The sequence below is a fragment of the Nocardiopsis deserti genome (assembly GCF_008638355.1).
In the GTDB taxonomy this organism is placed as follows: Bacteria; Actinomycetota; Actinomycetes; order Streptosporangiales; family Streptosporangiaceae; genus Nocardiopsis; species Nocardiopsis alborubida.
Genome location: NZ_VWVS01000012.1, coordinates 126,452 through 150,534, shown reverse-complemented (window position 1 = coordinate 150,534; position 24,083 = coordinate 126,452). Strand labels below are relative to the sequence as shown.

Genomic DNA, 24,083 nt, shown 5'->3' with positions numbered 1-24,083 from the left:
GCCCGGACCAGCGAGCGGAGCGAGTCAGGAAACACTGCTACGCGCTGCGCTCGACCGTGCGGAGGGATCGGTCGGTGATCGACCGGGGTCCGCGTCCCAGGGCGACCAGCCCTGATTTGACGAGTTCCCGGATGCCGAACGGCTCCAGGTTCCTGACCAGGGCATCGAGCTTCGCGGGGTCGCCGGTGGCCTCGATGACGACGACGTCCGGGCTGACGTCCACGACGTGCGCGCGGAACAGCTCGGCCGTCTGTAGCACGTGGGTGCGGCTGGACGCGTCGGCCTTGACCTTGACGAGCAGGAGCTCGCGCCGGACCGACGCGGTGGTGTCCATCTCCACGATCTTGACGACGTTGACCAGCTTGTTGAGCTGTTTGGTCACCTGCTCCAAGGGGTGGAGGTCGCAGTTGACCACGATTGTCATCCGGGACAGTCCTGGGTACTCGGTGTTGCTCACACTGAGCGAGTCGATGTTGAAGCCTCGACGGGAGAAGAGGGCGGAGGCGCGGGCGAGGATACCCGGGGTGTCCTCCACCAGAACGGAAAGCGTGTGACTGCTCATGGTGGTTTCGCCTGTTCCTCTTAGTCCTCGTGTTCCCAGTTCGGCGCCATGTCGCGCGCGTACTGGATGTTGTCGTTGCTGACGCCGGGACCGACCATCGGCCAGACCATGGCGTCGTGGTTGACGGTGAAGTCCACGACGACGGGGGCGTCGTTGATCGCCATGGCCTTCTCGATGGTGGCGTCGATGTCCTCGGCTCGCTCGCAGCGCAGGCCGACACAACCGTACGCCTCCGCGAGGCGGACGAAGTCGGGAATGCGGACCTTCTCGTCGCGCGGGGAGGTCTGGAGGTCGGTGTTGGAGTAGCGGCCCTCGTAGAACAGGGTCTGCCACTGGCGGACCATGCCCAGGTTGCCGTTGTTGACCACGGCGACCTTGATCGGGATGCCCTCGATCGCGCAGGTGGCCAGTTCCTGGTTGGTCATCTGGAAGCAGCCGTCGCCGTCGACCGACCACACGGTCCGGTCGGGGTCGCCGACCTTGGCGCCGAGCGCGGCGGGGACGGAGAAGCCCATGGTGCCCAGGCCGCCGGAGTTGACGAAGGAGCCGGGGCGCTCGTAGTCGATGAACTGGGCGGCCCACATCTGGTGCTGGCCCACGCCCGCCACGTAGGTGGCCTCCGGGCCGACGACCTTGCCCAGGCGCTCGATGACGGCCTGCGGGGACAGGCTGCCGTCCTCGGGGGCCTCGTAACCCTTGGGGTAGGTGTTGCGCAGGCGGTTGAGCTGCTGCCACCAGGCCCCGTAGTCGCCCTGGCGCCCCTTCTCCTGGTCGGCGCGCACGGCCACGACCAGGTCTGCGAGGACCTCGCGGCAGTCGCCGACGATGGGCACGTCGGCGTGGCGGTTCTTGGAGATCTCGGCCGGGTCGATGTCGGCGTGGACGATCTTGGCGTCGGGGGCGAAGCTGTCCAGGCGGCCGGTGACGCGGTCGTCGAAGCGCGCGCCCAGGGCGACGATGAGATCGGCCTTCTGGAGGGCGCCGACGGCTGCGACGTCGCCGTGCATGCCGGGCATGCCCACCGACTGCGGGTGGCTGTCGGGGAAGACACCGCGGGCCATCAGGGTGGAGACGACGGGTGCGCCGGTGAGCTCGGCCAGAACGCGCAGTTCGGCGGAGGCTCCGGCCCGCAGGACGCCGCCGCCGACGTAGAACACCGGGCGCCGGGCCTCGGCGATCATGCGGGCGGCCTCGCGGACCTGCTTGCCGTGCGGCTTGGTGACCGGGCGGTAGCCGGGCAGTTCGAGGCGCTCGGGCCAGACGAACTCGGCGGAGTTCTGCAGGGCGTCCTTGGAGATGTCGACCAGGACGGGGCCGGGGCGTCCGCTGGAGGCGATGTGGAAGGCCTCGGCGACGATCCGCGGGATCTCGCGCACGTCCTTGACCAGGAAGTTGTGCTTGGTGATCGGCATGGTGATGCCGCAGATGTCGGCTTCCTGGAAGGCGTCGGTGCCGATCATCGGGGAGGCGACCTGGCCGGTGATGGCGACCATCGGGACCGAGTCCATGTGCGCGTCGGCGAGCGGGGTGACCAGGTTGGTGGCGCCGGGCCCGCTGGTGGCCATGCACACCCCCGGGCGGCCGGTGGCGTAGGCGTAGCCCTCGGCGGCGTGACCTGCTCCCTGTTCGTGGCGCATGAGGATGTGGCGCACCTTGGCCGAGTCGTAGAGCGGGTCGTAGGCCGGGAGGATGGCGCCGCCGGGAATCCCGAAGACAGTGTCAACGCCGACCTGCTCCAGCGACCTGATCAGCGATTGGGCGCCGGTCATCTGCTCGGTCATCTCAAGATCCTTCAGCGAGGGTCAGAGCGGCACGGGGGCTCTGGCCTGGTGGGTCTGGCTCTGGGCCTGGCAATAAAAAAACCCCCACCGCCGACGGCGGTTGAGGGGTGGCGCGCAGCAGAAGAAACTCAGCGGGCTGCGCGCCGACCAAGTACGAGAATCAGGGAGTTGCTCTGCACGTTCACCACATTGGCCGACGGAGAGGCCGCCCGTCAACCAGAACGACATATTGTCTCGTTATTTGAGACGGAAATGTCAGAATGCGGCCCCACCTGGCGACACGACAACCCCTGTGAACTGGGAGAATACTGACAAGTCACCCCGGTTGCGTGTGACGCACACCGCACGGGCGGCGGCCGGGGTCCGAGGAGTGGGACGGGGTACGCGGGAAGCGCACGCCCGTCCGCCCGTTCAGAGGAAGAGGTCCTCCGCGCCGTCGACCCTGGCCGCCCGGCGGACCCACCGGTCCAGCTCGTCCAGATCCGAGGACGCGGTGATCCGGTCGCGCACCTCGTCGGGCACCGCGATTCCCCGGGCGTCCAGTACGCCGAGGATCGCCGCGGCCTTGCCCTCGGCACGGCCCTCACGAGAGGGACGGCCGATCAGTTCGGTCCGGAATCCGTAGTCACGCACAGACATGATCTCCCCCAGGGAGTTCCGGGCGGTCGCGGACGGAGCCGCGGTCCGCGTTGGGACCGGCTCAGAGGCTGGCCCCGGCCTCGCCGCCGACGAGCGACTCCACACCGCTCGCGGGCATCGGCCGGGCCACCAGGAACCCCTGGCCGTGGTCGCAGCCCATCGCGCGCAGCTGCTCCAGCTGCTCGGGGCGCTCGATGCCCTCGGCCACCACCTGCACGCCCAGGTCGCGCCCCAGCTGGATGATCGTGTGCGTGAGCAGCGTGACCGTGTCGTCGCGGCCCAGGTCCGCCACGAACGACGGGTCGATCTTGATCGCGTCCACGCTCAGCCTGCGCAGGTGCGCCAGGGACGCGTAGCCCATCCCGTAGTCGTCGATGGCCAGTCGCACGCCGAGCTCGCGCAGTTCGCCCAGGCGCTGCACGGCCTCCCCGCCGTCGTCGAGCAGGACCTCCTCGTCGACCTCCAGGGTCAGCACCTCGGCCGGAAGCCCCGTCTCGGCGAGGACCCCCGCCACCGACTCCACGAAGCGCGGAGACAGCACCTGCTTGACCGAAAGGTTCACCGACAGGCCGATGTCCCAGTCCGAGACCCGCCACACCGCGACCTTCCCGCAGGCCTCGCGCAGGATCCGCTCGCCCAGCGGCACGATCAGGCCCGACTCCTCGGCCGCGCCGATGAAGCCCTCCGGGCCGACCGTCTCGCCGTCGCGGTCCCAGCGCACCAGCGCCTCCACCGAGGTCACCTGGGAGCTGCCCAGGTCCACGACGGGCTGGTACTCCAGGAAGAACTCGTCCTTGGCCAGCGCCTCGCGCAGACGGATCTGGAGTTCCAGGCGCGAGACCACCGTGTCGTGCATGTGCGCGGCGTACACCTCCACGTGGCCCGCCCCGCGCTCCTTGGCGCGGGTCATGGCCACGTCGGCGTTGCGCAGCAGCTCGCCGCTGTCGGTGACCGGTTCGGCGAAGGCCACGCCGATGCTGGCGGTCAGCATGATGTCCCGGTCGGCGACGGGGAACGGCTCCGAGGCGATCACCCGCCCCAGGCGCTCGGCCAGGTCCACCACCCGCTGGGCCCGGGACACGTTCTCGACCAGGACCGCGAACTCGTCGCCGCCCCAGCGCGCCAGGGTCGCGTCGGAGTCCACCTCGCCGCGCAGCCTGCGGGCCGCCTGGCCGAGCAGGTGGTCGCCGCGCACGTGCCCGGCGGAGTCGTTGACCGCCGTGAACCCGTCCAGGTCCAGGAAGATCACCGCGACCTCGCCCTCGGGCTCCTCGTTGATCGCCCGGTGCGCCAGGACGTCGCTGGCCCGCTCCTCCAGGTAGGCCCGGTTGGGCAGGCCGGTCACACCGTCGTGGAACGTCAGGTGCTCCACCTCGTCCTGGAGCGCCACCTGCGCGCTGATGTCGCGGGTGGTCACCAGCAGCCGGTCGGGCTCGCCGGGCTGCTCGTACAGGGACATGGTGGACTCGGTGTGCCGCCAGGTCCCGTCGGCCGCCCGCACGCGCAGCCGCATGTGCACACCCTGCGCGCCGCGCTCGGAGAACAGGTCGGTGACCGCCTTGGTGCGCCCCAGGTCCTCGGGGTGGATGAGCGCGGTGACCGGGGCGGCGAGCACGTCGTCGAGCCGGTAGCCGAAGGCCTCGGCCGTGCCCGGGCTGACGTAGTTCACGCCGCCGTCGCGGTCCAGCACGAGGATCACGTCGCCGCTGTTGCGCGCCAGCTCGTGGAAGTGGACCTCGCGGTTGCGCACCATGCGGGAGAGGGTGGCGTTCTCCTCCAGCATGCCCACCATGCGCACCAGCAGCACCACCACGGCGGTGCCCGCGGCCAGCGGCAGCACCGGCGCCACCCCGGCCAGGCGGACCCCGGCCACGGTCAGCACCACGGCGGCCGCGAACACGGCGCCGATCGCGGCGAGCTCGGGCGCGAACCGGTACAGCCCCCGACCGGTGATCCGGCGCGGGTCGGTGCCGGGCCGGTGCTCCACGAGCCACGGCAGGGCGCCCAGCAGGGCGAAGCCCAGGAACCTGACCGGGTGTTCGACCCCGCCGAGGACGGGCGGGCCGGTCAGGCGGGTGAGCGCGCCGAGGATGTCCGCCCCGGCGATGACGATGAGTGCGCCGATGGCCACCAGCACCGCGCGCCGCGTGCTGTGCGGCGACATGAAGACCAGCGGTACGAGCAGGCACAGCACGACGATGTCGGCGACCGGGTAGACCAGGGCGAAGCCGAGGAACCCGGCGCCCTCACCGAGTTCCTGGTAGAGCGGGGAGAACAGCAGCAGCCACACCACGGAGAAGACCGCGGCGGCGCACACGTAGCTGTCGGTGACGTGGCGCACGGCGGTCCGCAGGCCGCCCGGCCACGGCGCGAACTTGGTGAAGCCGATCACGAAGAGTGGCAGGGCCGCGAGGGCGAAGAGGTCACCCAGAGTGAGTGACAGGGCCGTGGCGGAGCTGAACAGGCGGATCAGACCGTGAGTGACGCCACCCGCGCACCAGGCGAGCGCGGCGAAGCCGAGGTGGCGCAGCGCGGAGGGTCCGTCCGCGCCGTCGGCGTGGGCGTCCCGGTCGGCGCCGGTGGCCGCCCAGCGGCGCGAGGCGTAGAGCAGCGACAGCCCGGCGGCACCGGCCGCGACGGACGTGGGCCACTCGCCGAGCGCGGCGGTCACACTGCTCTGCGCCGAGGGGATGAGGGTCCCCACGAGGTAGAGCAGGAACAGCGCCACCAAGGCCACGATCCACAGGCGGCGTGCCCGGGTTCCCATTACCGACCTCCCAGTGGGCGCGTCACGGTCGACGCGGCGTACCGCCGCGGTCACGCTCTCTCCTCGGACATGGAGCACCCACCTCGCGTCGTTCGAGTCCGGGCGCGGCACAGCGCCCGGCACCGCGTCTGCCGCCCAGGATCTCGCGGGACTGGGACGGGCCGGTGGCGGAACGGCCCGGGGGACCGTACACGTCCCCGTGCGTCGCAACCCTACGCAACCAAGGTCACACAGCGATTGAGGACCGGATGAGAGATGACGACGGAACCATCACCCACAGTGATGCCCGCGCCCCGCCCGTCCGGTACCCGTCCCGGCGCGTCGCGGCCCCCGCGGGACACCCGCCACCGCGCGCGGAGCGCGGTGCGGTTCCCGGAACGGGGCCCCGGACCCCTCCCGTCCACCCGGCCGACCACGGCCCATGCAGGGTGCCACCTCACACCGACAGAACAGGACGAACCGGACTGCAAGGGGCACGGCCTCCCCGGAGCGGCCGTCCGCGGCGGCCGTCTTCGGAGTGCGTCCGCCGCGGGGGAAGGCCGAGGGGCACCGGGCGGGGAGGCCCGGTGCCGTACGGAGGCCGCCGGAACGGATCAGCTCGCGCCGAGTTTGGCCAGGATGAGTTCGCGGGCGCGTCCGGCGTCGGCCTGGCCGCGGGTCGCCTTCATCACGGCACCCACCAGGGCACCGGCCGCGGCGACCTTGCCGCCGCGCACCTTGTCGGCGGCGTCGGGGTTGGCGGCGATGGCCTCGTCCACGGCCGCGCCGAGCGCGCCGTCGTCGCTGACCACCTTGAGGCCGCGGGCCTCGACCACGGCGTCGGGCTCGCCCTCACCGGCCAGCACGCCCTCCACCACCTGGCGGGCGAGCTTGTTGGTGAGCGTGCCCTCGGCGACCAGGGCGATGACGCGCGCGACCTGCGCCGGGGTGATGGGCAGGGCGGTCAGCTCCACCTCCTGCTCGGTGGCGCGGCGCGAGAGCTCGTTGAGCCACAGCTTGCGCGCCTCGGCCGACGGGGCGCCCTCGGCCACGGTCGCCGCGACCAGGTCGATGGCGTCGGCGTTGACCAGGTCGCGCAGTTCGGTGTCGGTGAGGTCCCACTCGGCGCGGACACGCGCGCGCTTGGCGGCGGGCAGCTCCGGCAGGGTGGCGCGCAGCTCCTCCACCCACTCCTCGGAGGGCGCGACGGGCACCAGGTCGGGGTCGGGGAAGTAGCGGTAGTCCTGCGCCTCCTCCTTGGAGCGGCCGGAGATGCTGCGGCCGGTGTTCTCCTGGAAGTGGCGGGTCTCCTGCACGACCCTCTGCCCGGCGTCGAGCACGCCCGCCTGGCGCTCGATCTCCGAGCGCACGGCCCGTTCGACCGAGCGCAGCGAGTTGACGTTCTTGGTCTCGCTGCGGGTGCCCCACTCCGAGGCGCCGCGCGGGTTGACGGAGACGTTGACGTCGCAGCGCATGGAGCCCTCCTCCATGCGCACGTCGGAGATGCCCAGGGAGCGGACCAGGTCGCGCAGCTCGGCGGCGTAGGCGCGGGCGACCAGGGGCGCCAGCTCACCGGTGCCGGTGACCGGCTTGGTCACGATCTCCAGCAGCGGGATGCCCGCGCGGTTGTAGTCGACGATGGAGTAGTCGGCGCCGTGGATGCGGCCGGTGGCCCCGCCCACGTGGGAGGTCTTGCCGGTGTCCTCCTCCATGTGGACCCGCTCGATGTCCACGCGGAACACGCGCGGGCCGTCGGGGGTGTCGACGGTGACGTCGAGGTGGCCGTCGACGCAGATCGGCTCGTCGTACTGGGAGATCTGGTAGTTCTTCGGCATGTCCGGATAGAAGTAGTTCTTCCGGGCGAACCTGCCCCAGGGGGCGATGGAGCAGTTCAGCGCCAGGCCCAGCCGGATGGCGCCCTCGACCGCCTTCTCGTTGACGACCGGCAGGGAGCCGGGCAGCGCCAGGCAGACCGGGCACACCTGCGTGTTGGGGTCGGCGCCGAACGCGGTGGGGCAGGAGCAGAACATCTTGGAGGCGGTGCCCAGCTCGATGTGGGTCTCCAGGCCGAGCACGGGCTCGTACCTGGCCAGTGCCTGCTCGTAGGCCACCGGCGCAGGACCGCTGTTCGTGGCAGAGCTGGGACGTACCGCGTGGGCCATCGCCGCAAACCCGCTTCCGTAGACGACATACCTTCCAGCTCAGCCTACCGAGCGCGCGGGAGTGGGGTGCCCTACAGCGGAGTCACGACCGGGTCACCGGACATCACGGCCAGTACACGATTGGGACGCTGTCAGGGGAATGTCCGCTGCCCCCGGGTGCCGGACCGTTAGTCTGGGTGGCCCAGGAAGACGATTTCGCCGGTGGCCCCACAGTGTGGCCGCCGCCTTCTCACGGGAGCGCACGAGCATGTCCGGCATCCTGCGTCGGTACGCCGCGCTGCTTTCCACCTCGGCCCTGATCGGCACCCTGCTCGGTGCCCCGGCGGCCAGCGCCGACGACTTCTCACGCGTGGACCGCGACCCCGTCGAGGGCGCGCTGCTCGTGCTCGCCGACGGCCGGGAGATCGACACGGCGCTGTTCAGTCTGCGCGTGGCCGAGCACGCCTCGGTCCGGGCCTACACGGTGACCGCGGACGAGGAGGTCCAGCCGTACGCCGCCTACGTGGAGTCAGCGTGGTCCGACGTTCCGGAGTGGACCGAAACCCCACAGGAAACGGATCCCGCCGACAGGGCGCACTGGATCGTCTCCCACTCCTATCCGACGGTCGACATGGAGTCCCTGCAGGAGGGACCGGACCTGTCCCAGCTGGACGAGGCCCGGGCGATCGCGGGTACCCAGGCCGCCCTGTGGCACGTGCTGGAGGGGGTGCAGCCGGATCCCGGCGCCAACGACCCCGCGGTCATGGCCCTGTACGACCACCTGCTGGAGGGCAGCGCGTCCGCGGCGGACAACACCGTCTCCCGCTCCCTGGCGGTGTCGCCGTCCCACGTGGAGGCGGTCGCCCCCGAGGAGCCGCTGGGGCCCTTGACCGTGCACAGCTCCGGAGCGGAGCCGGTGTCGGTGTCGGTGCGCGGCGCCCCGGCGTCGTGGCTGGTCGACGCCGAGGGAGAACAGGTCACGCAGACGAGCGACGGCGAGCGGGTGTTCCTGGACGTGGACCCGTCGGTCCCGGCGGGAGTGGCGACCCTGCACCTGCACGGCCGGGACCTCCCGCTGCCGCAGGGGCGCCTGTTCACCGGCAGGGACGGCGTGCGCACCCGGTCCCTGGTGACCGCGGAGGCGGGTTCGGCGACGAGTTCGGCCACCGCGACGTTCACGTGGCACCCGGAGCAGACCGAGGAGGCGGTGGCCGGGGCGAGCCCGGAGCCCGTGCCGGAGGAGGAGCCCCCCGCCCTCGACGAGGCCGCCGAGGAGGAGGTTCCCACCGAGGTGGTATCTCCCACAGCGGAGGACCGAATCCTCGAGGACGATCTGGCCGTCACCGGAACCTGGCTGTCCGGTCTGCTGATCATCGCGGGGGCTCTGGTGGTATCAGGCCTGATCATCCTGGTCGTGGGACGCAAACGACGCGACTGACCGCGTTCGGGGACGCGGAACTCCCGCTTTCGTTGCATAGCTTTTGGCCATAATGCGGATCTACCTGCGAGGAATTTTTTCCTGCCCGTATCCGGTCACATTTTCCGCGAACCAGCTTGGAAGTGGCGAAGGGGATCGCTAGTATCAGGCGAGCGTTGGCACCCACGGCGAGCGCGACCGGCTCCCGCGTCACAGCGAGCCCTACCGGAAGATCGCGCCCACCCCACACGGCGCCACGATCCGACCCCGACGTGGTGACCCCCCGGAACGGGTGAACGCAGCAGGCGGCACCGGTTTTTCTCCGGCGACCGTCGCGCCGTGGCCACCGTTGTCCGTCCCATCGGTTCCCGACGCCCTTTGGGAAGGCATTCTTCCATCCGGTTACCCCTAGAACACACCGGGACACAATTTGAGCAACTCCTCCCTCCCCCGCACCGTCGGCCGCACCGGCCTGGCGGCCACCGCAGCCGCGTTCCTGGCCTTCGGCCTCGCCGCCCCCGCGGCCGCGGACCCCGCGGAGACCTACGAGGGCTCCGCCCGCGCCCAGTACCTCGACAACGCCGAGGACGGCAGCGACGTCGCCACCAGCGGCGGCACCATCGGCACCAGCCTCTTCAACCTCAAGCTCGAAGACGGCACGGTCCTGACGACCTACTGCATCGACTTCGAGACCAACATCCAGGGCGGCGCTTGGTACCGCGAGGACGACTGGGCCAACTACCCCGGCAAGGGCGAGTTCGCCGCGCCCGCCAAGGTCCACTGGATCCTCCAGAACGCCTACCCGGCCAAGACCGCCGAGGAGCTGGGCGCGGACGCCGGTGTCGAGGGCCTGAGCCAGCGGGACGCCCTGGGCGCCACCCAGGCCGCGATCTGGCACTTCAGCAACGGCGTGACCCTTGAGGAGCAGGGCAACTCCGACGCGATCAAGGCGGTCTACGCCTACCTGATCGAGAACGCCGAGGAGCTGCCGCAGACCGCCGAGCCCGCCCCGGCCCTGAGCATCACCCCGGGCACGGCCTCCGGCACCGCCGGCGAGACCGTCGGTGAGTTCCTCATCGAGACCAACGCCAGCGCCATCCCGGTCGACTTGCAGGCCCCCGAGGGCGTCACGCTGGTCGACCTGGAGACCGGTGAGCCCGTCACCGAGGTCGGCAACGGTGACACCGTCGGCTTCTCCGTCCCGGCCGACGCCGAGGCGGGCCAGGCCAGCTTCACCCTGGAGACCAGCGCGACCGTCGCCACCGGCCGCCTGTTCAAGGGCGAGGAGGAGTACCAGCCGACCCAGACCCTGATCACCGCCGAGGGCGGCCAGACCAGCGTGTCCGCGTCCGCCTCGGCCGACTGGACCGTGGGCGGCGGCGAGACCCCGCCCCCCACCGACGAGCCCAGCGAGCCGGAGTCCCCCGAGCCCAGCGAGCCCGAGAGCCCGGAGCCGAGCGACGAGCCCTCCGAGCCCGCTGACAAGCCGTCCGAGCCCGCCGACGACCAGAACGAGCCGACTCTGCCCGTGACCGGTGGCGCGCTCGCCGGCCTGGTCGCGGCCGGTGTGGCCGCCCTGGGCGCCGGTGGCGGCGCCATCTACCTGAGCCGCAAGCGCAAGGCCGCCAACGGTCAGGACCTGGAGGGCTAGTACCCCTCCCGCCGTCCGAGGACGGTGGAGCCTGAGGGCCCGCTTCCGTGGGAGACCACGGAAGCGGGCCCTTCGTGTTGTCCGGCGGGGGAAGGCGGGCGGACGGCCGTGTGCCGGGGCGGCCCGGAGCCGGGTCAGGGCACGGAATCCGCCTGCCGCGCGGGTGTGCACCGACACGCGCGCGACCCAGGACGGCAGCAGAAGTCGCGCAACCCAGGTTGACAACGCGAGGGCGCGCAACCTAGGTTGACGCCATGGATGCGGTACAGCTGGCGGCCACCGCCTCGGACACCTCGACCCCCGTGCAGGGCCTGCGCGCCGTCGCCTCGTTGCGCGCGGTGGTCGACTCCCTGGAGCTGCGGCAGGTCGAACAGGCACTGCGGTCGGGTGAGTCGTGGAGCTCCATAGCCGCCGCGCTCGGGGTGACCCGTCAGGCCGTCCACAAGAAGTACGGAAAACGGCTGAGCCACGTCGATGCAACCGAAAGCAAGAGAGGTCAACGATGACGAACCCGTCGGCGAAACAGGGCCTGATCAACAGGGGCTTCGACCGGATCGCGACCTCCGGGGCCGCGAACCGCGAGGCCGCCCGCGCGGGCCACGCCGAAGTCGGCTTCGAGCACCTGCTGTTGGGAGTGCTGGTCACCGGCGGTCCGGGTGCCCGTCTGCTCATGGACTCCGGGGTGGGCCTGACCGAAGCGCGCTCGGCGATCGACGAGATCCTCCGCGAGGACCTCGCCCTGCTGGGGGTCGACGTACCCGTACCGGCTCCGTCCGGCGAGGATCCGAAGGGGTGGCTTCGGTTCACTCCCCGACTGGAGGAGCTTGAGTACGACATCCCGTTGGCCGGGGGCGACACGGCCCTGCTCGCGGCGCTGATCGACGACGGGGGTGGCCGGGTGCGACGGGTGCTGGACCGGCTGGGCGTGGACACCGACAAGATCCGCCGCGACCTCGGCGAGCTGGCGGAGGGACCGCAGGCTCCAGAGCCGTCCCCGGCGGACGGCGCCGACACCTCCGAACAGCCGCCCGAGGGCTGGGAGTACACGAACTACGACCTTGAGGTGCCCGTGTCGCCCGAACGGGTCTGGGAACTGGTCAGCGACCCGGAGCGCCGGGGCGAGTGGGACCCGGCCTCCGTCTCGTCGCGGCAGCTCGGCGACGGCGTCGTGGAGCTGACCAACAGCACCACGGAGAAGGCGGTCAGGGAGTCGATCACGCACAGCGTCCCCGGCCGTGAGGTCACCTGGACGCAGGACGACAGCGGTCTCGCACTGCGCATCCTCATCGAACCGCTGGGGGACCGTTCCAGGCTGCACCTGCGCCGGGCCTGGCGCAACGGCCTGAAGCACCGGGCCATCGCCAACCGCGTGGTCACGTGGATCAACTGGCAGAACCTCCGGGGGCACGCCCAGTCCATCGCCCAGGCCGCCGCGTCGTAGCGGGCACCGCCGGGTGTGGGGCTGCGGCCCCCGCCCGCCGCGGTGTCACAGCCCGCCGAGGGCGATGGCCGCGACCAGCCCGTTGTTGCAACAGTGCAGCACGACCGACGGGATGATGGACTCGTACCGGCGGTGCAGCCACCCCAGCCACAGGCCCAGGACCAGGGTGTAGGGCATCAGCAGGGGGGCCACGTGGACGAGGGAGAACACGACGGCCGAGAGCACGACCGCCGCCCACGGCGCCACGTGACGCGACAGGGCGCCGTGGAGCATGCCGCGGAAGAGGACCTCCTCGACGAAGGGGAAGAGCAGCACCGAGCCCAGGGCCATGGTGATGCCCGCGGGGAGCGGAAGGTCCGCCACGAGGCTGGAGGAGGTCGAGGACGAGGAGCCGTCCGCCCCCTCCCCCGAGCCCAGGAGGGAGGCCACGCCGAGCGCGGCGCCCGTAGAGAGCGCCGCGGACACGATGGCCAGGGGGACCCACAGCAGGAGGCCGAGGGGGACGCGGTTCGGCCTGGTGAGACCCACGTCGCTCAGGGTCAGGCGCGGTCCGCGTCGCATGAGAAGAATGTGGCCCGCGGCGCAGGCCGCCAGCGGGGTGAGCAGCACCAGAGGACCGATCGCCAGGGCGATCCGGGCCACGGGCGTCCAGTCCGCGGCGGCGAACGTGACCGCCAGCAGACCCGCGCCGAGCAGCAGCGCCCCGGAAACCGCCGTGACCGCGCCGAGGAGCGCCGTGTCCCGGAGGCGCACCCGGGTTCCCAGCAGCGGGGCGGCACCGCGCCCGAGGCGCCCGACGCCTGTGGGAGCGGCCCGGCCGGGATCGCGGGCGCTGGCGGTGCCCATGTCAGCGTTCACTTCTCTCCATCAAAAAAAGGGGCATATCGTTCTTTATGCACCCATACTCCCCCATGGTGGCCGACGTAGAAGCATTCTCCTTCTCGCCCCCGCCCCCGATCCTGGAGGACCCGGGACCGCGGAGGTCGGGCGGACCGGAACCGGTCCGGTCCCGGTGGAAGCCGGGTGAGAGGCGGGCAGGCGAGGCCGAGCGGAGAAACTCCGGTGAACCGGGGGTGACGGACCGGGAGCGCCCTCGGTCGTCGCCGGTCGCCTCCACACGGCTTGGCACGCGAAGAGGGTGCGCGGACCCGGTGTACCGGTGTGAGGGCAGCACAGAGCCGGAGCCCCTGGGGACCCCCCGCTATCCACGTTAGACCTGCGCGAACACGCCGCACCAGATCCGGTTCCCGCCTGTGGACAACCCGGAACGGGAACTCGGCGTCCTCTCTGTGCACGCCCCTCGACCCTCTTCGGGTCCGGTACGCGATCCCGGAAACACGGGGTTGGAGGGGACAGGACATATCGCTAATATCGGACGGGCGCTAACAGCTTTCCGCTGTGGCCCGGGCTCGGGTCCGGGCCCGTCCCCGCAACCGACCGCGCCGGAGAGGTTCCCCCGGCCGGACGGTCTCCCGCCCCTTCCGTGGCACTCCGCACACCGCTGTTGACCTGGCCACCCCCGACAGCCGACCGCCACCGTCCGCCGTACGGCGACCGGTCATGGCGGACGGCTCGGTTGGCACCGTGACATCCCCACAGGAAAAGACGTGACGTACGTGTCCCTCCCCCATTCCGTCGGGCGCGCGACTCTCGCCGCCTCCGCCGCCGCGCTCCTCGCCTTCGGGCTCGCCGCTCCGGCCTCCGCCGACCCCGTGGAGACCTACGAGGGCTCCGTCCGCGCCCAGTACCCTGCCACCGCGCAGAGCGGTCACATCGTGACCATGCAGGGCGCCGAGCCCACCAGTGCCAGTCTGTTCGACCTTCGTCTGGAGAACGGCGACGTTCTCACGACCTACTGCATCGACTTCAGCACCGACATCGTCGACCAGGCCTGGTACCTCGAGGACGAGTGGGCCAACTACCCCGGCAAGGGCGACTTCGCCGCGCCCGGCAAGGTCCACTGGATCCTCCAGAACAGCTACCCGAGCATCAGCGCGGCCGACCTGGCCGATGCGGCCCAGGTCAGGGGGCTGACCGACGCCGAGGCCCTGACCGCGACGCAGGCGGCGATCTGGCACTTCAGCAACGGCACGGAGCTGTCCCGGGTCACCGCGAACCCCAACGTCGGCGGCAGGGTCGACAACGGTGCGGTGACCAAGACCTACCGCTACTTGGTGGACGAGGCCGTGGAGTTGGAGCAGGAGCCCGAGCCCACGCTCAGCATCACGCCGCACGAGGCCACCGGCAGCGCGGGCGAGACGATCGGTGAGTTCCTCGTCGAGACCAGCGACGAGGACGGCATCGAGGTCAGCGTCCAGGCCCCCGAGGGCGTCGAGGTCCAGTTGGTCGACCTGGAGAGCGGCGAGCCCGTCACCACGGTCAACAACGGTGACACCGTCGGCCTGGCCGTTCCGGAGGGCGCGGCGGAGGGCACCGCCTCCTTCTCCCTGGAGACCACGGCCACTGTGCAGTCCGGCCGCCTGTTCAAGGGCGAGGAGGAGTACCAGCCGACCCAGACCCTGATCACCGCCGAGGACAGCGAGGTCACCGTCTCCGCCTCGGCCTCGGTCTCCTGGACCGGCGGCGGCGAGACCCCGCCCCCCACCGACGAGCCCAGCGAGCCGGAGTCCCCCGAGCCCAGCGAGCCCGAGAGCCCGGAGCCGTCCCCGAGCGACGAGCCCTCCGAACCCGGTGACGAGCCGTCCGAGCCCGCCGACGACCAGAACGAGCCCAGTCTGCCGGTGACCGGTGGCGCGCTCGTCGGCCTGGTCGCCGCCGGTGTGGCCGCGCTCGGCGCGGGCGGCGGCGCCCTCTACCTGAGCCGCAGGCGCAAGGCCACCGACAGCCAGGACCTGGAGGGCTAGTCCCCCTCCGGCCGCCGCGGGGCGGCCGTGACCGAGGGCCCGTTCCGGAACAGTTCCGGGGCGGGCCCTCGGCGTTGGCGCCCATGACCGCCGCCGGAACGGCGCGAGGGCAGCACGAAACCGGGAAGCCCCGGGGACCCCCCGATATCCACGTTAGAGCCGCGTGCGGACACCCCACCAGCCCGGATTCCGCCTGTGGACAACGCCCCGCTGGTTTCCGGAACCCGGCGGCCTCTCCTCCGAAGCGCGCGGAGCCGTTGGCGGGCCCCAGGGGGCTCCCGGGTACCGACAGCACGGCGCCCGCCGTCCCTCCCCGGGGACGGCGGGCGCTCGGATGACGCTGTCGCGGCCGCTGGCTCCTAGCGGGCGACCGCGTAGGGGCTGCGGGCCAGCAGGTCGCCGTCGCGCTCGGTCAGCGCGCGCTCGACCGCCGCCGCGACCCGGTAGGTGCGGTCGTCGGCCAGGGCCGGGGCCATGATCTGGAAGCCGACGGGCAGGCCGTCCTCCGGGGCCAGGCCGCACGGCACCGACAGCGACGCGTTCCCGGCCAGGTTGGACGGGATCGTGCACAGGTCGGCCAGGTACATGGCCATCGGGTCCTCGGAGCGCTCGCCGATCGGGAACGCCGTGGTCGGCGTCGTCGGCGAGACCAGCACGTCCACGTTCTCGAACGCGGCGTCGAAGTCGCGCTTGATCAGCGTGCGCACCTGCTGGGCGCTGCCGTAGTAGGCGTCGTAGTAGCCGCTCGACAGGGCGTAGGTGCCCAGCATGATGCGGCGCTTGACCTCGGGGCCGAAACCCTGGGCCCTGGTCAGCGACATGACCTCCTCGGCGCTGCGCGTGCCGTCGTCGCCCACCCGCAGGCCGTAGCGCATGGCGTCGAAGCGGGCGAGGTTGGACGAGCACTCGCTGGGCGCGATGAGGTAGTACGCCGACAGGGCGGCGTCGAAGCTCGGGCAGGACAGCTCCACGATCTTCGCGCCGAGGGACTCCAGCAGCTCCAGCGTCTCGTGGAAGCGCTGGCGCACGCCCGGCTGGAAGCCGTCGCTGTCCAGTTCGCTGACCACGCCCACGCGCAGCCCGTCGACGTCGCCCAGGCGGGCGGCGTCCACGACCGGCGGGACCGGGGCGTCGATGGAGGTGGAGTCACGCGGGTCGTGCCCGGAGAAGGCCTCGTGGAGCAGGGCGGCGTCGAGCACGTTGCGCGCGAACGGGCCCGGGGTGTCCAGGGAGGAGGCGAAGGCGATCATCCCGTAACGGGAGGCGCCGCCGTAGGTGGGCTTGGCGCCGACCAGGCCGCACACGGCGGCGGGCTGGCGGATGGAGCCGCCGGTGTCGGTGCCGGTGGCCAGGGGCGCCTCGAACGCGGCCACGGCCGCGGAGGAGCCGCCGGAGGAGCCGCCCGGGATGCGGTCGGTGTCCCACGGGTTGCGGGTGACCTGGTAGGCGGAGTTCTCCGTGGAGGAGCCCATGGCGAACTCGTCCATGTTGGTCTTGCCCAGGATGACCAGCCCGGCCTCGCGCAGGCGCGCGGTGACGGTGGCGTCGTAGGGCGGCTGCCAGCCCTCGAGCATCTTCGAGGCGGCGGTGGTGGGCATGTCCTTGGTGGTGAACACGTCCTTGTGGGCGACCGGGACACCGGCGAGCGGGCCCAACTCCTCACCGGCGGCGCGGCGGGCGTCCACCGCGCGGGCCTGCTCCAGCGCGGTCTCGCGGCGCACGTGCAGGAAGGCGTTGATCTCACCGTCCACGGACTCGATCCGGTCCAGGTAGGCGGTGGTGGCCTCCTCCGAGGACACCCGCCCCTCCCGGATGGCCTCGCCGAGTCCGGCGGCGGTCAGGCTGATGACGTCGCTCACCACTACTCACCCTCTCCGAGGATCCGCGGAACCCGGAAGCGCTGGTTCTCCACCGCCGGGGCGCCGGCCAGCGCCTGGTCGTGGGCGAGGCCGGGCCTGGCCTCGTCGGGGCGGTAGACGTTGGTCAGCGGCAGGGCGTGCGAGCTGGGCGGGATGTCGCCCTGGGCGACCTCCTGCACCTTGGCCACGGCGGTCAGGATGTCACCGAGCTGGGCGGCGAGCGTGTCGAGCTCGCTCTCGTCGAGCGCCAGCCGCGACAACCGGGCGAGGTGCGCGACCTCATCGCGGGTGATGGCGGTCATGGAATGCGAACCGTTTCTTCGGCGGAAGGACTATCGGGACCAATCCTATGGCTCCGGTGCCGGTCCCGGCGCCGGTCGGTCCGCGAACGCCGGTCGGCCGGGCGGTACGGGTTCCACGGGGTCCTCGCCGCTCGGCGGCTCCCCGGTCAGACGCGGGTGCCCGCCGCGGTCCCGCCGTCGTGGGCGGCGACCCAGTCGGCGACCTCCCGCGCGGTCAGCGGTGCGGCGAAGTGGTGGCCCTGGGCGGCGTGGCAGCCGGTGTCGCGGGCGGCGCGGGCGAGCTCGGCGTTCTGGACGCCCTCCGCGGTGGCGCGCATGCCCAGCGCCTTGACCAGGGCGATGGCGGCGCGGACGACGGTGTGGCCGTTGTCGGACCGGTCCACCAGGCGGGCGGTGAAGGACTCGTGGATCTTGACCTCGTCCAGGGGCAGCCCGGCGAGCTGGGCGAGGGTGAAGTGGCCGGTGCCGAAGTCGTCCAGGGACAGGCCGACGCCGAGGTCGCGCAGGCGGCGGGCGGCCGAGGTGGCGGCGTCGGTGTCGGTGATCAGCGCGTGCTCGCCGATCTCCAGGACCAGCCGGTCGGCCGGTACGCCGTGCTCGCGCAGCGCGGAGGCGACGGTGGCGGGCAGCGCGGGGTCGAGCAGTTCGCGCACGCCGAGGTTGACGGCGACGGGCAGGTCGAGGCCCTCGGCGTGCCAGCGGGCCGCGCGGGCCAGGGTGATGTCCAGGACCTGGCCGGTGAAGGCGCGCAGCAGGTTGGACTGCTCCACGACCGGCATGAACTCCTCGGGGGAGAGCAGTCCGCGGCTGGGGTGGCGCCAGCGGGCCAGGGCCTCCAGGCCGATGGGGCGTTCGTCGCCCAGGTCGACCTTGGGCTGGTAGTGCATCTCCAGGGCGCCCTCGGACAGGCCGCGGCGCAGTTCGGTGTACAGGCTGAGCCGGGCGGTGGAGTTGCGGTCCTTGCCGGGGTCGTAGGACTCCACGCCGGTGCGGTCGGCCTTGGCGACGTACATGGCCACGTCGGCGCGCTGCATGAGGAGCGCGAAGTCGGGCGCGTCGTGGGGGTGCAGGGCGATGCCGATGCTGGCCTGGAGGTCGAAGTCCATGCCGTCCAGGCGGACCGGTTCGGCGAGGGCGCCGCGCAGCCGGAAGGCCACCTCGCACGCGGAGGCGCTGTCGCGGACCTGGGGCAGCAGGACGGCGAACTCGTCCCCGCCCAGACGGGAGACGAGGTCTCCGGGGCGGACGCTGTGGGTGAGCCTGCGCGCGACGGTCTGGAGGAGGCGGTCGCCGGTGGGGTGGCCCAGGGTGTCGTTGACCTCCTTGAACCGGTCGAGGTCGAGCAGGAGCAGGCCGACGCTGCCGCCGCGCTGCTGGGCGTGGGCGACCTCCTCGTGGGCGCGGAGGGTGAGGAGCTTGCGGTTGGCCAGGCCGGTGAGCTCGTCGTGGTTGGCCTGGTGGTCGCGTTTGACCGACAGCATGGCGCTCGTGTAGAGAGCGCCGAGCGGGAGGGCGAACAGCGGGACGTAGAGCACCGAGTGGGTCGCGGTCACGACCACGAGCGGGGCGAGGCTGAGCAGGACGCCGTTGACGTGCACCTGCTGGGCGAGACCCTTGGACATGGCCTGCCGGAGGGGGACGCGTTCGTGCATGGCCACCGCGCACAGGACCAGGACGCGGTTGACCGCGAAGTAGCCCGCCCCGGCGAGGGCGACGGCCAGGAGCTCGCCCGCGGCGGGCAGCCACGTGCCCTGGACGGCTCCGGGCAGCAGGAGGCGCAGGACGGCGTCGGCGACGCCGAGCGAGAGCGTGTACTGGGCGGCGTTGAAGGCGATGCGGTGGGGGGCGTGGCCGCGCGCGAACCCGGAGACCGCGGTGGCGACGACCTGGGCCAGGGCGGCCACGGGCAGGCCGTGGAGGATGACGAGGGCGAGGGAGAAGGGCAGCGAGGTGGGCACGCCGTCACCGGGTGCCTGGCCCGGGAGGGAGAGGGGGCGCAGTTCGCCGAGGACGATCATGCACAGCAGAACCCAGATGAGCGGTTCGACGGCGAGCGCGCGCAGCTCGCCCGTCCCCAGCCCGAGGCCGGAGACGACCAGCAGGACCGCCCCGGCGGCCGTGGCGCCCAGCATGTACAGCCAGAGCGGTGTCCCGACCCGGGGACCGATGTCCCGTGTGCTGTGGGGATCCTTCATGCCTGGTCCTTGTGAGGGGGCCGCGGAGTACGGCGGCGCCGGACGGTGCCGCCGCTCCTGCTCGGGGTTCCCAGTACCCGGCCACCCCTCATGGCCGAATCCTGGTTTTGGATACACCCGCATCCTGTGCGTTACCGTCCACCTTACGTGGTTTCGTCACCAACTGTCGCTTGCCGGGAACTATCAGTTAACCAAGGCGGGGCCGCGTGTGGTGAGAGATCCCCAAAAAGGTACGCGGGTCCGACACGGCCACGGGCCCGGTACACCCCGGGTCCCGCGGCCGTGGTCAGCGGTTGCGGTCCGTCTTCCTCAGGCGTCGCCCCTGGCAGCCTCCGCCGTCTCGGCGTCGGCGGCGGTTTCGGCTGCCTGCGTTTCGGCTGTTCCGGAGACCGGGTCCGCCTCGGACCCGGACCCGGACCCGGACCCGGTCCCGGCCTGGGCCTCGGTGGCCTCCTCGGCCCCGGGCTCCTCGGGCGCGGGGTTGATGCGCTTGACCGCGGCCGCGTCGGGACCGGCCTCCAGCAGGACGCGGAAGCCCTCCTCGTCCAGGACCGGCACCCCCAGCTTGACGGCCTTGTCGTACTTGGAGCCGGGACTGTCGCCGACCACCACGAACCCGGTCTTCTTGGACACCGACGCCGTGGCCCGGCCGCCGCGCTCGGCGATCGCCTCCTTGGCCCCGTCGCGGCTGAAGCCCTCCAGTGACCCGGTCACCACGACGGTGACCCCCTCCAGGTGGCGCGGCCTGGACCCGTCGTCCTCGTCCTCCATGCGCACCCCGGCGTCGGCCCACTTGCGGACGATCTCGGCGTGCCAGTCCACCGCGAACCACTCGCGGATGGAGGCGGCGATGGTCGGGCCGACGCCGTCGACCGACGCCAGTTCCTCCTCACTGGCCGCGCGGATGGCGTCCATGGAGCGGAAGTGGCGGGCCAGGTCCTCGGCCGCGCGCGGTCCCACGTGCCGGATGGACAGCGCCACCAGCACCCGCCACAGCGGCTTGGACTTGGCCTCCTCCAGCTGCTCGAAGAGCTTCTCGACCGTCTTCTTGGGCTCGCCCTTCTTGTTGGCGAAGAAGGACACCACCTTGGGTTCGCCGGTCTTGGGATCGGTCTTGGGCTCGGTGGTGTCGGGGTCGAGCACGTGGGTGCGGATGGGCAGCAGCATGTCGACGGTGAGGTCGAACAGGTCGCCCTCGTCGCGCATCGGCGGCTGGGCGGGCTCCAGCGGCTGGGTGAGTGCGGTGGCGGCCACGTAGCCCAGCGCCTCGATGTCCAGGGCCTTGCGGCTGGCCACGAAGAACAGGCGCTCGCGCAGCTGGCCGGGGCAGGAGCGGGCGTTGGGGCAGCGCAGGTCGACGTCGCCCTCCTTCTGCTGACCGAGCGGGGTCCCGCACTCGGGGCAGGTCTCGGGCATGGCGAAGGCCCGCTCGGTGCCGTCGCGGCGGTCGAGCACCGGGGCGACGATCTCGGGGATGACGTCGCCCGCCTTGCGCAGCACGACGGTGTCGCCGATGAGGACGCCCTTGCGCTCGACCTCGCGCGCGTTGTGCAGGGTGGCGAACTCGACCTCGGAACCGGCCACGACCACCGGCTCCATGACGCCGTAGGGGGTGACGCGCCCGGTGCGGCCCACGCCCACCTTGATGTCGAGCAGGCGGGTGGTGACCTCCTCGGGCGGGTACTTGTAGGCGATCGCCCAGCGCGGGACGCGGCTGGTGGAGCCCAGGCGCCGCTGGAGGGCGAAGTCGTCGACCTTGATGACGATGCCGTCGATCTCGTAGGCGGGCTCGTGGCGGTGGGCCGCGTAGTACCCCACGTACTCGCGGACCTCGTCCATGGTGGTGACGACCCGGTAGCGGTCGCTGAGCGGCAGCCCCCACTCCCCCAGCAGTCGGTAGGCCTGCGACTGGCTGGTGAACTTCACATCCTCTGGGGCGCCCGCAGGGGCGTCAACACCCCAACCTCCGTCTGCCTCGCCATACCCAGCGGGAACGTAGGCGCCCACGCCGTGCACGATCATCGACAGCGGCCGGGTGGCGGTGACGCGGGGGTCCTTCTGGCGCAGCGACCCGGCGGCGGCGTTGCGGGGGTTGGCGAAGGGGGTGTGCTCGCCCGAGGCGGTGATGCGCTCGTTGAGTTTGCCGAAGTCCTCCACCGGCAGGAAGACCTCGCCGCGCACCTCCAGCAGCTCGGGCGCGGGGCGCACGCTCTCGTCCAGGCGCTCGGGGACGACCCCGATGGTGCGCACGTTGAGGGTGATGTCCTCGCCGACGCGGCCGTCGCCGCGGGTGGCGGCGCGCACGAGGCGTCCCCGCTCGTACACCAGGTCCACGGCCAGGCCGTCGATCTTGAGCTCGCACAGGTAGCCGTTGACGGGCACCTCCGCACTGGCCCGGTCGGCCCAGGCGTTGAGCTCGTCGACGTCGAAGGCGTTGCCCAGGCTCTCCATACGCACCAGGTGCTCGACCGCGGCGAAGTCGACGCTGATGGGCGCGCCGACCTTCTGCGTGGGCGAGTCCTGGGTGGCCAGGGCGGGGTAGGAGTCCTCGATGCCGACCAGCTCGCGCATGAGGGTGTCGTACTCGGCGTCGGAGACCACCGGTGTGCCCAGGTAGTACCGGTAACTGTGGTCGTCCAGTTCCTGGCACAGCTCGGTGTGCCGGGCGCGAACCTCGTCGGGGATGTCGGTGGTGGTGTCGGGCGCGCTCACTCGGTACCTTTCTCGCTCTCGTGCTCGCCTGCTGCGGGCGCTACCTTCGGGGTTCGTCCCGCAGGACCCGGGCACCGGCGCGGGAGGCGCTCAGGGCCGCCCTCGCGTGGCCGGGAGAAGCGCCCGCCAGCCCGCACATGGGCGTGGTGACCACCGCGCGGGAGAGCAGGTCGGGGGAGAATCCCAGCCGGTTCCACAACTCGCGAACAGGATCGACAGTAGCGGCGGGGTCCGACATTCGGGCGGCCTGCGCGGGCGTGCCGTCGTCGCTGGAGGGGACCACGCCGAGCAGGAGTCCGATGCCCGCCTCCACGGCCGTGCCGACCGTCTCGTCGTGGTCGCGGGTGAGGAGGAGGGCGTTGAGGCTCAGCGCCCGGGCGCCGCTGCGGCGCAGCAGGTCGACGGGGACTCCGGGAGCGCAGCAGTGCGCGGCGGGGACGGCCCCGATGTCGGCGATCGCGGCGAAGAGGACGCGCAGGACGGCCTCGACGCGCACCCGGTCGACGGCGGGCAGACGGCCGTAGCCGCTGGCGGTGGGCAGGGCGCCCAGCAGGACCGCGGGCAGGGAGGGCTCGTCGACCTGGACGAGGAGCCGGGCGCCGGGGACCCGCCTGCGGACCTCCGCCAGGTGCGCCAGGACACCCTCCAGGTGGGACTCGGCCAGGTCGCGGCAGGCCCCCGGGTCGGAGACCAGGCGCTGCCCGTTGCGCAGCTCGACCGACGCCGCCAGGGTCCACGGCCCGGCGACCTGCACCTTGAGGGTGCCGGTGAAGCCGTGGGCGTGCTCGGTGAGGGCGTCGAGGTCGTAGGACATGAGGCTGGCCGCGCGGCCCAGGTCGCGCCCGGGGCTGTCGGCGACCCGCCAGCCGCTGGGCTGGACCTCCACGGGGAACTCCACCAGGAGGCCGCCGGTGCGGCCGACCATGTCGGCGCCGACGCCGCGCGCGGGAAGCTCGGGCAGGTGCGGCAGGTCGGGGAGTTCGCCGAGGACGGTGCGCATCGCCTCGTCGGGGTCCTCTCCCGGCCAGGACCCGACCCCGGTGGAGGACGCGGCGGGCCAGGGGTAGGGGTGCTGTTCGCTCACATCGCCCAAGGTTAGGGCAACGAGAGGCGGGAGGCGCTACCGGCGGGACACGCCGACGCTTAACCCGCGGAGGCGCGGCGGGAGTCGGTGACGCCGTCGTTCCCGGGCGTGTCGGCGCCGTCCTGGTCGGCGCTCCCGCCCCCGGCGGCGCCGGAGGCCCCCTCAGCGGGGTCCCCTGACTCCTCGGAGGCTCCGTCGGCGGCGCGGGAGCGGCGGGAGCGCAGCACCATCACGGCCACGACCGCCGCGGCCAGCGCGGCCACGCCGAGGGCCGCCCACGGCGAGTCCAGGAACAGGGAGAACCAGGTGCCCACCAGGCCGCCGATGACCACGCCCCACAGGCCCGCCCAGATCAGCGAGCCGACGAACATCGCGGCGAGGTAGCGGAGGAAGCGCATGCGCATGGCGCCCGCGGCGAGGTTGACGGCGGTCTGCACGCCGACGGTGCAAAAGCTCAGGGTGACCACGGGCGCGCCGTAGCGGTCGATGCGCCGCCGGGCGGCGTCCAGCCGGGGGCCGAGTCTGGCGCCCATCCGGCTGCGGGTCACCCCGGCGCCCAGGCCGCGGCCGATCCAGTACGTGGCCTGGGCACGGCACAGGACCACGCCGAGCAGCGTGAAGTAGACGATCCAGAACGGCTGGCCGTCGAGGAAATCGAACTCCGGCATGGGCAGGCCCCCTCACCTCGC

At 72.1% G+C, this 24,083-nt stretch carries 17 protein-coding genes; 5 read left to right on the top strand and 12 right to left on the bottom strand.

Annotated features, from left to right (window positions below):
* Positions 1-37 precede the first annotated feature (37 nt).
* From ilvN to gatB, 5 genes are all read right to left on the bottom strand, one after another.
* Complete coding sequence (ilvN, locus tag FYW99_RS15740; RefSeq protein ID WP_150252803.1) at positions 38-562, bottom strand: acetolactate synthase small subunit; 525 nt, start codon at positions 560-562, stop codon at positions 38-40.
* Positions 563-582: 20 nt separating this feature from the next.
* On the bottom strand, positions 583-2,343 hold the full coding sequence (locus FYW99_RS15735; RefSeq protein WP_150252802.1) for an acetolactate synthase large subunit: 1,761 nt from the start codon (positions 2,341-2,343) through the stop codon (positions 583-585).
* A 411-nt stretch (positions 2,344-2,754) separates the two neighbouring features.
* Entirely contained in the window at positions 2,755-2,982 is a 228-nt protein-coding gene (locus FYW99_RS15730) for a hypothetical protein (RefSeq protein ID WP_150252801.1), read from the bottom strand.
* A gap of 61 nt (positions 2,983-3,043) precedes the next feature.
* Complete coding sequence (locus tag FYW99_RS15725) at positions 3,044-5,749, bottom strand: putative bifunctional diguanylate cyclase/phosphodiesterase (protein WP_150252800.1); 2,706 nt, start codon at positions 5,747-5,749, stop codon at positions 3,044-3,046.
* 593 nt (positions 5,750-6,342) lie between these two features.
* Positions 6,343-7,839, bottom strand: coding sequence for an Asp-tRNA(Asn)/Glu-tRNA(Gln) amidotransferase subunit GatB (gene gatB / locus FYW99_RS15720; protein ID WP_150252980.1), 1,497 nt, complete (start codon positions 7,837-7,839; stop codon positions 6,343-6,345).
* A 298-nt stretch (positions 7,840-8,137) separates the two neighbouring features.
* Between gatB and FYW99_RS15715 the strand changes: the two genes are divergently transcribed.
* From FYW99_RS15715 to FYW99_RS15700, 4 genes are all read left to right on the top strand, one after another.
* A complete protein-coding gene (locus tag FYW99_RS15715) occupies positions 8,138-9,307 on the top strand; it encodes a thioester domain-containing protein (protein ID WP_150252799.1) in 1,170 nt (389 codons plus the stop codon).
* 409 nt (positions 9,308-9,716) lie between these two features.
* Complete coding sequence (locus tag FYW99_RS15710) at positions 9,717-10,937, top strand: thioester domain-containing protein (RefSeq protein WP_150252798.1); 1,221 nt, start codon at positions 9,717-9,719, stop codon at positions 10,935-10,937.
* A 254-nt stretch (positions 10,938-11,191) separates the two neighbouring features.
* Positions 11,192-11,443, top strand: a complete 252-nt coding sequence (locus tag FYW99_RS15705) for a hypothetical protein (RefSeq protein WP_150252797.1) — start codon at positions 11,192-11,194, stop codon at positions 11,441-11,443.
* Positions 11,440-12,378, top strand: a complete 939-nt coding sequence (locus tag FYW99_RS15700; protein WP_150252796.1) for an SRPBCC family protein — start codon at positions 11,440-11,442, stop codon at positions 12,376-12,378. Before FYW99_RS15705 ends, FYW99_RS15700 begins: the two co-directional genes overlap by 4 nt.
* Before the next feature lie 45 nt (positions 12,379-12,423).
* On the opposite strand, the gene FYW99_RS15695 is transcribed toward FYW99_RS15700, so the two are convergent.
* Positions 12,424-13,236 carry a CPBP family intramembrane glutamic endopeptidase gene (locus FYW99_RS15695; protein WP_223839056.1) on the bottom strand — a complete coding sequence of 271 codons (813 nt, stop codon included), beginning with the start codon at positions 13,234-13,236 and terminating at the stop codon, positions 12,424-12,426.
* Positions 13,237-13,985: 749 nt separating this feature from the next.
* Between FYW99_RS15695 and FYW99_RS15690 the strand changes: the two genes are divergently transcribed.
* Entirely contained in the window at positions 13,986-15,242 is a 1,257-nt protein-coding gene (locus tag FYW99_RS15690; RefSeq protein WP_150252795.1) for a thioester domain-containing protein, read from the top strand.
* A gap of 359 nt (positions 15,243-15,601) precedes the next feature.
* On the opposite strand, the gene gatA is transcribed toward FYW99_RS15690, so the two are convergent.
* The 6 genes from gatA to FYW99_RS15660 form a co-directional block, all read right to left on the bottom strand.
* Positions 15,602-17,101 carry an Asp-tRNA(Asn)/Glu-tRNA(Gln) amidotransferase subunit GatA gene (gene gatA / locus FYW99_RS15685; protein ID WP_150252794.1) on the bottom strand — a complete coding sequence of 500 codons (1,500 nt, stop codon included), beginning with the start codon at positions 17,099-17,101 and terminating at the stop codon, positions 15,602-15,604.
* A 2-nt stretch (positions 17,102-17,103) separates the two neighbouring features.
* Positions 17,104-17,403, bottom strand: a complete 300-nt coding sequence (gene gatC / locus FYW99_RS15680) for an Asp-tRNA(Asn)/Glu-tRNA(Gln) amidotransferase subunit GatC (protein WP_017566322.1) — start codon at positions 17,401-17,403, stop codon at positions 17,104-17,106.
* Between the two features lie 146 nt (positions 17,404-17,549).
* On the bottom strand, positions 17,550-19,598 hold the full coding sequence (locus FYW99_RS15675) for a putative bifunctional diguanylate cyclase/phosphodiesterase (protein ID WP_150252793.1): 2,049 nt from the start codon (positions 19,596-19,598) through the stop codon (positions 17,550-17,552).
* Positions 19,599-19,907: 309 nt separating this feature from the next.
* Complete coding sequence (gene ligA, locus FYW99_RS15670) at positions 19,908-22,310, bottom strand: NAD-dependent DNA ligase LigA (RefSeq protein ID WP_150252792.1); 2,403 nt, start codon at positions 22,308-22,310, stop codon at positions 19,908-19,910.
* A gap of 40 nt (positions 22,311-22,350) precedes the next feature.
* A complete protein-coding gene (locus FYW99_RS15665; RefSeq protein ID WP_150252791.1) occupies positions 22,351-23,394 on the bottom strand; it encodes a methionine synthase in 1,044 nt (347 codons plus the stop codon).
* Between the two features lie 59 nt (positions 23,395-23,453).
* Complete coding sequence (locus FYW99_RS15660) at positions 23,454-24,062, bottom strand: DedA family protein (protein ID WP_150252790.1); 609 nt, start codon at positions 24,060-24,062, stop codon at positions 23,454-23,456.
* Positions 24,063-24,083: the final 21 nt, after the last annotated feature.